At 42.5% G+C, this 9,190-nt stretch carries 7 protein-coding genes and 1 pseudogene; 4 read left to right on the top strand and 4 right to left on the bottom strand.

Annotated features, from left to right (window positions below):
- Positions 1 to 1,763: 1,763 nt before the first annotated feature.
- Both L3V32_RS23570 and L3V32_RS23565 read right to left on the bottom strand, forming a co-directional pair.
- Positions 1,764 to 3,326: pseudogene (locus L3V32_RS23570) on the bottom strand (N-6 DNA methylase); the annotation flags it as partial.
- Positions 3,327 to 3,455: 129 nt separating this feature from the next.
- Entirely contained in the window at positions 3,456 to 3,800 is a 345-nt protein-coding gene (locus L3V32_RS23565) for a hypothetical protein (RefSeq protein WP_102501352.1), read from the bottom strand.
- Positions 3,801 to 4,016: 216 nt separating this feature from the next.
- Here L3V32_RS23565 and L3V32_RS23560 point away from each other — a divergent pair, with 216 nt between their 5' ends.
- Positions 4,017 to 4,850 carry a hypothetical protein gene (locus tag L3V32_RS23560; RefSeq protein WP_237285372.1) on the top strand — a complete coding sequence of 278 codons (834 nt, stop codon included), beginning with the start codon at positions 4,017 to 4,019 and terminating at the stop codon, positions 4,848 to 4,850.
- A gap of 41 nt (positions 4,851 to 4,891) precedes the next feature.
- Here L3V32_RS23560 and L3V32_RS23555 read toward each other — a convergent pair whose 3' ends face one another.
- Complete coding sequence (locus L3V32_RS23555) at positions 4,892 to 5,170, bottom strand: pyocin activator PrtN family protein (RefSeq protein ID WP_237285370.1); 279 nt, start codon at positions 5,168 to 5,170, stop codon at positions 4,892 to 4,894.
- Between the two features lie 598 nt (positions 5,171 to 5,768).
- On the opposite strand from L3V32_RS23555, the gene zur reads away from it, so the two are divergent.
- On the top strand, positions 5,769 to 6,233 hold the full coding sequence (gene zur, locus L3V32_RS23550) for a zinc uptake transcriptional repressor Zur (protein ID WP_005381268.1): 465 nt from the start codon (positions 5,769 to 5,771) through the stop codon (positions 6,231 to 6,233).
- Between the two features lie 9 nt (positions 6,234 to 6,242).
- Positions 6,243 to 6,704 carry a chemotaxis protein CheX gene (locus L3V32_RS23545; protein ID WP_005381269.1) on the top strand — a complete coding sequence of 154 codons (462 nt, stop codon included), beginning with the start codon at positions 6,243 to 6,245 and terminating at the stop codon, positions 6,702 to 6,704.
- A 105-nt stretch (positions 6,705 to 6,809) separates the two neighbouring features.
- On the opposite strand, the gene pgi is transcribed toward L3V32_RS23545, so the two are convergent.
- Entirely contained in the window at positions 6,810 to 8,462 is a 1,653-nt protein-coding gene (pgi, locus tag L3V32_RS23540; protein ID WP_053807699.1) for a glucose-6-phosphate isomerase, read from the bottom strand.
- Between the two features lie 306 nt (positions 8,463 to 8,768).
- Between pgi and L3V32_RS23535 the strand changes: the two genes are divergently transcribed.
- Positions 8,769 to 9,188, top strand: coding sequence for a secondary thiamine-phosphate synthase enzyme YjbQ (locus L3V32_RS23535; RefSeq protein WP_046874640.1), 420 nt, complete (start codon positions 8,769 to 8,771; stop codon positions 9,186 to 9,188).
- Positions 9,189 to 9,190 lie beyond the last annotated feature (2 nt).

Here is a 9,190-nt window from a genome sequence, read left to right as displayed (position 1 = left end):
TAAAGCTGCCCAGAGATCATCGGCTCTTGAGTTTTAATTCTTGCTGTTTTCGCAGGATTTATCCCAAGGCCTTTCAATACTTCCACTTCATAGAAGAATGAATTGCCATCATATTGTGCTTGTATGGGCTTAATCAGTGTTGTCATCTCAAAGAACGGTCTCAATACACTCTGCATTTTCTCATTTAAAGACTGTATTGTTTTCTTTGCATTGCGCACTAATTCTGCTGATGGAAGCCCTCTGTGAGCAATATCATTTCTAAGATCTGTTGCACGAGATAGTATATCCGTAATATCACTATGACAAAGAGAACTGATTAGTACGGTCGAGTCAGGGAAGTGATGCTTGTATTCACTTAATCGGTTGTGACTGAAAGCCATTGTTAAACTCTTTAGGCCTTTTGCTGAGCATAGAGTTTTCTTGGGTGGACTTATATGCCCAAAAACTATGGACACTAAATATAAGCCCAAAAATTCATAAGTTTTAATAAAAGCTTCAGCTCTCTCTCTTTCATTAAATTTGGACTCTGCTAACTCCCAAAGAATGGCTAAAGGAGTAGGCAACATCGATGAGAATTCTTGTTGATATCGATTTGTGACACTCTGATAAGGAAGTATCTGTTCTTTTGCAGTCTGAAAGTCACTAAATACTGATTTTTTTAGCAATTCAACCCGAGTAAGCACGGCATCGCACTCAAACCAAAAATCAATCAATGCAGATTGGTTAGAAACCGGGGGAACCGATATTCGGGCATTTAGCCATGAAGTCATTGACACGTTCCTCCATGAACTCGAAGACATAAAGTTGCTATCGAGCCAATCTTTACCTTCTTCTTGTTGTAAGAATATGTTGTAAAATTCGGCCAGCAGAGTGTTCGTAGGTAAATCAAAACGTATTGGCGATTGCGCTTTTCTTTGCTCATTTAAGCTAGAAAACTCGACGATTCTTCCTGTTGGTGTATCAAGAACAAGTAACCCTTTAGGATCTATCGTCACAATTTCTTTGAGTCGATATTGTGTCCCTTTGAGTAATTCATCTCGAGAGTGATCTCTTTGAAAAAAAGAACGAAAATTAATCTCATATCCAACGATACCTATTTCATTGTCATGCTCATCGCGCTTATCTGCATTAATCCATGCATCTGATGAATACGGTTGTACTTCTTTTGTAAAACAAGATTCAATGAGTGCTGAGGTTGTTAATTTCGGATTAAGTGCAACGTTCTCATTATCACGCAAATCACTATCTTGTTGGTACTCGACTACTTTACCTTGCCACTCCTTAACATTCCCCTGATAAGAAAATGCACCATAAAGCGGCCGCGCGAGTTCTTTCAGAGCTTTTTTTACAACAGGTTCCGCATCTTGGTTTTTCCATGTTACTGCATCAATGAACTGCTTTCTCTCTTTGGCAGATAGTTTAACACCCGTTTTTTTCAACGCTTCTTTGAGTGTGAGTTCAAACTGGTTAAAGTCATTGGACTGTTGTGACTTTCCACCTAGAGAACCTGCGAACTCAACTTGAAGCTGTCGAGCTTTACCCATTAATGATTTTTGAGATAACCATACTTTACAATCTAAGACATCTTTGATCTGCCTCGCTTTAAGCTCAGAGAAGTCAGCTTTGATTAATGCTCGAACCTCAGTTTCAACTTCGCTCAACATGCCATAGGTATCATTCGTCCATTCAGAACCAAACTGCTCATAAATAGCGGGCATAACTGCGTGAAAGGGTTTAGGAGCAAAACGGAGAGTATTGATTCGCTCATCCGTTAGTTGTGCAGATAAACGTAACGGCCGCTCAATCGTTAAGCGGCGGTATCCAAACTCGTAAGTATTAAAGATCTTACTTGAGAAGGTTTTTGGCGCTGCTATTTTGGGTGTCGCTGACTGACGCCCACGATTAGTATTTTGCTCTGTTGGCTTATCAAACTCACGAGCGTCAACCACTTCAAAATTACCAAAGCTGCGAGTAATAGTTTTGATGTCATCTTCACTCATTACGTTACGCTTAGAGCCTAGCGACTTACGCATCTTGCTACACAGATGGGAGCCATCAATTAATTGCACTTTACCTTTACGTTCCGAAACTTTCTTATTACTTAAAACCCATACGTAAGTTGCAATCCCTGTGTTATAGAACATGTCTGTTGGGAGTGCGACGATAGATTCAAGTAAATCAGCTTCAAGGATGTAACGACGGATTTCACTTTCACCACTACCAGCACCGCCAGTAAATAGTGGTGAGCCATTAAAAATGATACCGATACGACTGCTACCAGTAAAACTACCACCGATAGCATAAGGGCCATGCATTTTGCTGATCAAATGCATCAAGAACAATAGAGAGCCATCAGACATTCGGGGCAACCCCGCACCAAAGCGACCATTAAGAGGCTTTAGGTTATGTTCGTCTTTGATTTCACGTTCAATCTTCTTCCAATCAAGCCCGAACGGAGGGTTAGATAGCATGTAATCAAATTTTCCGTCTGGCAGTTGGTCATTTGAAAGGGTGTTACCTAACTTGATAAGGCTAGTATCCTGCCCTTTGATCAACATATTCGCTTTACAGATAGCGTATGACTCTGGGTTTAGTTCCTGACCAAACGCATGCATCACCACACTGGGGTTCAGTTCATGGGCATATTCGATACCTGAAGATAGGAAGCCTCCCGAACCAACTGTAGGATCATAAATGGTACGTATAACGCCTTCTTTAGAAAGCGCATCATCATCTTCCATTAACACGAGCGAAGTAGTTAGACGAACGATATCACGAGGGGTAAAGTGCTCACCTGCCGTTTCATTTGAGCTTTCAGCAAAACGTCGAATCAGCTCTTCAAACACCAACCCCATATCATGGTTAGACATAGATTTAGGGGAAAGATCGGTAGCGGCAAACTTCTTAACTACTTTATATAGAAGGTTAGCGTCATCTAACAGACCAACAAACTCATCAAACTTAAAATATTCAAAGATCTCACGAACATCCGCAGAAAAACCTTGAATGTAGTAATCTAAGTTGGCTTGGATATCACTATACCCTACATGATTTAGATTCATTCGGGAGGTATTGAAGAACGACAAACCGTTAGTAACACGAAGCAACATCTTCTCTTGGGCTTCTTCAGAAAGGTTCATAGCTTTCACTTTCTCAGCCTGAATAACAACTGCATCTTTACTTTCTTCCAGTACACATTCAAGGCGACGAAGAAGAGTGAAAGGTAAGATCACACGCCCGTATTGAGATTGTTTGAAGTCACCGCGAAGCAGATCGGCAACCGACCAAATGAAAGCAGCGGTTTGAGAGAAGTTGTTGTTGGTCATAGTTCTGTAGTCAATCTGACGAAAATTGCGCTGATTATACCCTACCGATATCATAGGGACAGCGACCTAAAACAAAAAAAGCACCTACATCAGGTGCTTAATTAAACAAGTTATCTTATTGAGAAATCATCAAGCCTTATAGCATGGGGCGGCGTCAATGATGTGCTTAGCAAGTAACTCTAGAATTTCCTTTACTTGCTTGTCACGACGATCCAAAAGCTGCTTGAGATTAGTGATTTTCACCTCAAGATCTTCGCCATCAGCGATATCTTCTAGGTTGTAAGCATCTTCAGCATGTCGAGTAACCTTTTCTATCCATGCCAACTTTGATCGGTTATCTGGTGTATCACTTAAAGTAAGAAAGCCAGCTTCAATTGCTTTTTCTATTACTTTTTCAGCAAGTCTGGTTGCTTCAAATTCTTCTAAATCGTATGCAAATTTGAATAATAGTTTGGTGGGAATAAGTTTGCTCATAGTGTTTATTTAAAGGATACATTTTCTTTTTCCAACAGCAAAATTTGGTAAAAGTGCGAGCGCTCTTTTTAGGGGTAGTTAAGAAGGGTCTCCCTTCTTGCCAGTGACAATGCGAAGCCGTTGTCCTATCTGGAACCACTACTGAATAGTAATGGTTCCAGTCCAGTAGTTTGTACAAGTTAAGGCAAAAGTCTAAAATTTAAATAAACATCCAACATGCTAAAAAACTGGACTGTAATAACCCAACCCGTTCGCTTTGCTACTGATGGCGTCATGATGCGCGAGCGCTACCTTCAAAGCCTAACGCACGCCAACCACAAACATACCCAGCGTATCGTTTCTATTTTTGGTTGCGCGGAAACATCTAACCGCATAGCGCTAGCTGGCGAAGAATTTAGACTGAATCAACAGATGTATAACCGCCGTGGCGGTCGCCCACTTTCGAGCTACGCGGTCGAGTATTGCCTAACTCTTCCGAAAGGCTACCGCCCAACTAAACAACAATGGCAATCTGTAGTTAAGGATTGCAGCTTAGCCCTCGCAAAGTTATGCAAGCTCGACAAATCAGAATTCTCACAATATCGTCAGCAAATCCGAGCTGTATTACACCAACAAGAACAAGGTGGAAAACGCGGCAGCGGTGATCACGTCCACTTAATTATTGGGAAGGTCGTTGGCAAGCAAGTTCTGAAGGAACTTCAGCAAAAGAAGGCAACTAAATTAATCAAGCAAACTTTCAATCATGCTGTTTTAAAACATGTCGGGGTAGATCATAGAAGCTATGAACCGATTGAGGCAGAGAAAGGTAGGAGGCTCTCGACTTGGCAATATCAGTATGAAAAAGCCAACCAAGCTTTAGAGATAGAAAAGCTTATCGCAAAAATGCAAAGCCAATTTGATAAATGGCTCAAAGCCAAGGAAGAACATAACGACAGGCAACAACAACGCCAAAAGAATCGACTCATTAAAACCTATGAGTCCCTTGCCTCTCACTCATTATCGAAGCAGCAACAAGAGCAAGCTGAAGTTATAAAAAACAAGATACACTAATTTGTAAGAAGCCTGTCATATCAACAGGCTTCATTTTTAACCTAGCACTGCATGCGAAGCCAGTCGCATTGAGACTCAGTGGCTACACGCTCTATATAAGCGACAAGGTGGTTAAAATCGACCAACCACGGGGCTTTCTGAGAATCACCTAAACGAATGACAGGAAAAGGGAGGTCATTAATGCGCGCTTTCCGTTTCGCTGTACTTGCTGTCAGTCCGAGATAAGTTGTTGCAACAACTTCCAACGGAATAAGAGGCTCATTGCTATGTTTGGCTGCCAAAAGCGATTGAGTGGAAATAGAATTCAAAGTGACGCTCATCGATGCTCCTAATTTATTATCGTCGGTCATACTACGACACGCTCTATCAATAATATTTAGCAGCACTTTTTCACGCCCATAAAGCATTTTTTTTGAATTTTTCAGAAAGGGAGATAGTATGGGCAAGACGGTGCTTTAATTTTATGACGAGTAACAGTCCCCTAACCATCCCCTCAACTTCTCAAAGCAGATGTAACATACTGTTTTTGTAGGCTAAACCAGCTCAGTACTACGAATCGAGCATTGGTGCTACGGAGAGCCTGCAAGAATGAGTCATGATATAAACACCCGTTTTTATGTTGCCAAGGTAGAGCGCAGCAGTACGCTCAAAAAATAAGTCGGGTATTGTATACCCAAGCACCTCTAGGTGCTAGTTTCAGCGAGAATGATTTGGTTGTCTGGCTAGCCAAATGCTTAGGAATATGCAGCAGTAATACGAATCTGTCACTCGTTGATTCATTCTGTGATGACTATTCCGACTTCACACCACCACCGACTTGCTTTAATTCATGATTTTCGTTCTGATAGTGGGTAAAATGAAGCATTTCTAAACGAACTTCGTATAGAAATGATTTATCATAGAGCACGTCCGATAGTTATGGTGAAAGGTTTGAACCCAACAATCATTGAACAAATTGAAAGTATCTGCGCAGAGCGTGGAGTACGATTGACTCCGCAACGCCGACGCGTATTTGAACTCATTTGTTCTAATCGCCGCGCCTCAAGTGCGTATGAGCTATTGGAGCAACTAAAAGAGAGTGAGCCTCAGGCTAAGCCTCCCACTGTTTATCGAGCATTAGATTTTCTCCTAGAGCAAGGCTTCATCCACCGAGTGGAATCGACAAATAGCTTTATTACTTGTTGTTCTTTCAATACTCAGCAGCACTTTTTCCAATTACTAATTTGCGATAAATGTGGTGATGTCGTTGAACTCGAAGATGAGACGCTGATATCCTTGTTAGCCGAAAACGCCGAGAAGCATGGATTCAAACTGACCAACCAAGTTATTGAAACTCATGGTGAATGCCAGGCCTGTTCCTCCGAGACGAAAGAAAAAGTATAGAAGAACGTTATGCGCGCTGAATTTGTAAACCCGTTTTTAGCTTCTTTAATGAACGTGCTAAAAACCATGGCTTCTCTTGAGCTGAAGCCACAAAAACCGCGAATCAAAAAAGATGAGATCGCACGAGGTGACGTTTCTGGTCTGATTGGCATGGTAGGTCCACAAACTCGTGGTTCAATGTCGATTACCTTTGATGAAGCGCTAGCTCTAGAAATCATGCAGAACATGCTTGGTGAGCGTCCAAATGGACTCAATGAAGAGGTCACCGATATGGTGGGTGAGATCACCAACATGGTTACTGGTGGTGCGAAACGCATTCTGGCGGAAAGTGGTTTTGATTTTGATATGGCAACACCCGTAGTGGTTTCTGGCCGAGGCCATACGATTCGCCACAAGTGTGAGGGCTCAATCATCATCATGCCTTTCTCTTCCCAATGGGGAAATGCCTTTATCGAAATTTGCTTCGAATAAAGGAGAAAAAATAGGTTGGCACTGGCCAACCTATTTTGTTTTTGCCTCAGGCAATAAAAAAGGTCAGCATTTGCTGACCTTTTCTTTATCTATTCAAACCAAACATTAAGCTTTGAACGCTTTAAATGCGTTGATTAGACCATTTGTTGAGCTGTCATGCGAGCTGATTTGAGACTCGTCTGCAAGCTCAGGTAGGATTTGGTTAGCCAGTTGTTTACCTAGCTCCACGCCCCATTGGTCAAAGCTGAAGATATTCCAGATAACACCTTGTACGAAAATTTTGTGTTCGTACATTGCGATCAAGTTACCTAGCGTACGAGGCGTGATTTGCTTCACTAGGATAGAGTTTGTTGGACGGTTACCTTCAAACACTTTGAATGGCGCGATCGCGGCCACTTCTTCAGCGTTCTTACCTGCTTTCACCAACTCTTCTTTCACGGTTTCTTCACTCTTACCAAACGCTAGTGCTTCAGTTTGCGCAAAGAAGTTGGACATCAGTTTTTGGTGATGATCGCTAGCTGGGTTGTGGCTGATTGCAGGTGCAATGAAGTCACATGGGATCAGCTTAGTGCCTTGGTGAATCAGTTGGTAGAACGCGTGCTGACCGTTGGTACCTGGTTCACCCCAAATAATAGGGCCCGTTTGGTAAGTCACGGCATTGCCTTCACGGTCAACGTATTTACCGTTTGATTCCATGTTACCTTGTTGGAAGTACGCCGCGAAACGGTGCATGTACTGATCGTAAGGTAAGATAGCTTCTGATTCCGCACCGTGGAAGTTGTTGTACCAAATACCGATAAGCGCAAGGATCACAGGGATGTTGCTTTCTAGGTCTGTTGATACGAAGTGCTTGTCCATCTCGTGAGCACCTTCAAGCAGCTCAACGAAGTTGTCGTAACCTACCGCTAATGCGATTGATAAACCGATTGCAGACCATAGTGAGTAACGGCCACCAACCCAGTCCCAGAATTCGAACATGTTCGCGGTATCAATACCGAACTCAGACACGGCTGTCGCGTTCGTTGAAAGCGCAGCAAAATGCTTAGCCACGTGCGCTTGATCACCCGCAGACTCTAGGAACCAATCACGAGCAGTGTGCGCGTTAGTCATGGTTTCTTGCGTTGTGAACGTCTTAGACGCGATCAAGAATAGCGTCGTTTCTGGGTTAACTTTCTTCAACGTTTCAACGATGTGAGTACCATCAACGTTAGATACGAAGTGAAGGTTTAGATGATTTTTGTATGGTGCTAGAGCTTCCGTCACCATGTAAGGACCAAGGTCAGAACCACCGATACCGATGTTCACGATATCTGTAATTGCTTTACCTGTGTAACCTTTCCACTCACCGCCGATAACGCGTTCAGTGAATGATTTCATTTTTTCTAGAACCGCGTTCACTGCTGGCATTACGTCTTCGCCGTCTACCATTACTGGTGTATTCGCGCGGTTACGTAGTGCAGTGTGAAGAACAGCGCGACCTTCTGTTTGGTTGATCGCTTCGCCACTGAACATCGCTTCAATTGCAGATTTCAGCTCAGTCTCGTTCGCAAGAGCGAACAGGTGCTTCAGAGTTTCCTCATTGATGAGGTTCTTTGAGTAATCGACTAGGATGTCTGAGCCGAAACGTGCAGAGTATTTGTCGAAACGCGCTGCGTCTTGAGCAAATAACTCTTTAAGATCCATATCTTGTGCAGATTCGAAATGCGCAGTTAGCGCTTTCCAAGCTTGTGTTTGCGTTGGATTGATATTTTTCAACATGGTCTTTATCCCGATGTTACAGTAGGTTCCATTCCTTACAGTCTAGCGAAAACTGTGGAATCCCCGATTTAGCAAATAGAATATTAATTAGATGTTTGGGCGAATTGCCACAAAACAAGTCTTTGTAATTTTTTTTCAGGTGCCAATTATGACTGAGAGTATTTACACTCACATTGAGTTAGGTCACGTTCCCTGCCCTGAAAATGAACAATTCATTTACGATGACAAGAATCATATCACTTACTAATGACAGGCTCTAATTGGAATAGGATAGACGCCAATTTATAAATTTCCAAAGGAACACGTATGTGGGCACAAAAAACACTGCAATTAAAAGCGAGAAGCCGCGGTTTTCACCTAATAACTGATGAAATTGAACAACAATTACCACAAATAAACGAGCTTTCAGTAGGTTTATTACACCTATTTATTCAACATACCTCCGCCAGTTTGACCTTAAATGAGAATGCTGATCCAACCGTGCGTATGGATATGGAAGCGCACTTCAATAAGTTTGTGCCAGAGCGTGCTCCTTATTATCAGCATACCTATGAAGGTGATGACGACATGCCAGCACACATTAAAGCATCCCTACTTGGCAGTAGTGTGACGATACCAATCCAAAATGGTCGATTAGCTTTAGGAACATGGCAGGGCATTTACTTGGGTGAGCACCGAGACTTTGGCGGCGGCCGCCGCGTTATTGCTACGATTAACGGTGAGTAGAT

It is taken from the genome of Vibrio sp. J2-4 (assembly GCF_021728155.1).
Taxonomy (GTDB): domain Bacteria; phylum Pseudomonadota; class Gammaproteobacteria; order Enterobacterales; family Vibrionaceae; genus Vibrio; species Vibrio diabolicus.
The sequence above is the reverse complement of the archived record's forward strand: the minus strand, read 5'-3'. Positions and strand labels throughout refer to the sequence as shown.

Excerpts from the sequence above, each read along its gene's own strand:
- L3V32_RS23555 (WP_237285370.1), bottom strand. The coding sequence starts at position 5,170 with ATGAGCGTCACTTTGAATTCTATTTCCACTCAATCGCTTTTGGCAGCC.
- L3V32_RS23545 (WP_005381269.1), top strand. The coding sequence starts at position 6,243 with ATGCGCGCTGAATTTGTAAACCCGTTTTTAGCTTCTTTAATGAACGTG.
- L3V32_RS23535 (WP_046874640.1), top strand. The coding sequence starts at position 8,769 with ATGTGGGCACAAAAAACACTGCAATTAAAAGCGAGAAGCCGCGGTTTT.
- pgi (WP_053807699.1), bottom strand. The coding sequence starts at position 8,462 with ATGTTGAAAAATATCAATCCAACGCAAACACAAGCTTGGAAAGCGCTA.
- L3V32_RS23565 (WP_102501352.1), bottom strand. The coding sequence starts at position 3,800 with ATGAGCAAACTTATTCCCACCAAACTATTATTCAAATTTGCATACGAT.
- zur (WP_005381268.1), top strand. The coding sequence starts at position 5,769 with ATGGTGAAAGGTTTGAACCCAACAATCATTGAACAAATTGAAAGTATC.
- L3V32_RS23560 (WP_237285372.1), top strand. The coding sequence starts at position 4,017 with ATGCTAAAAAACTGGACTGTAATAACCCAACCCGTTCGCTTTGCTACT.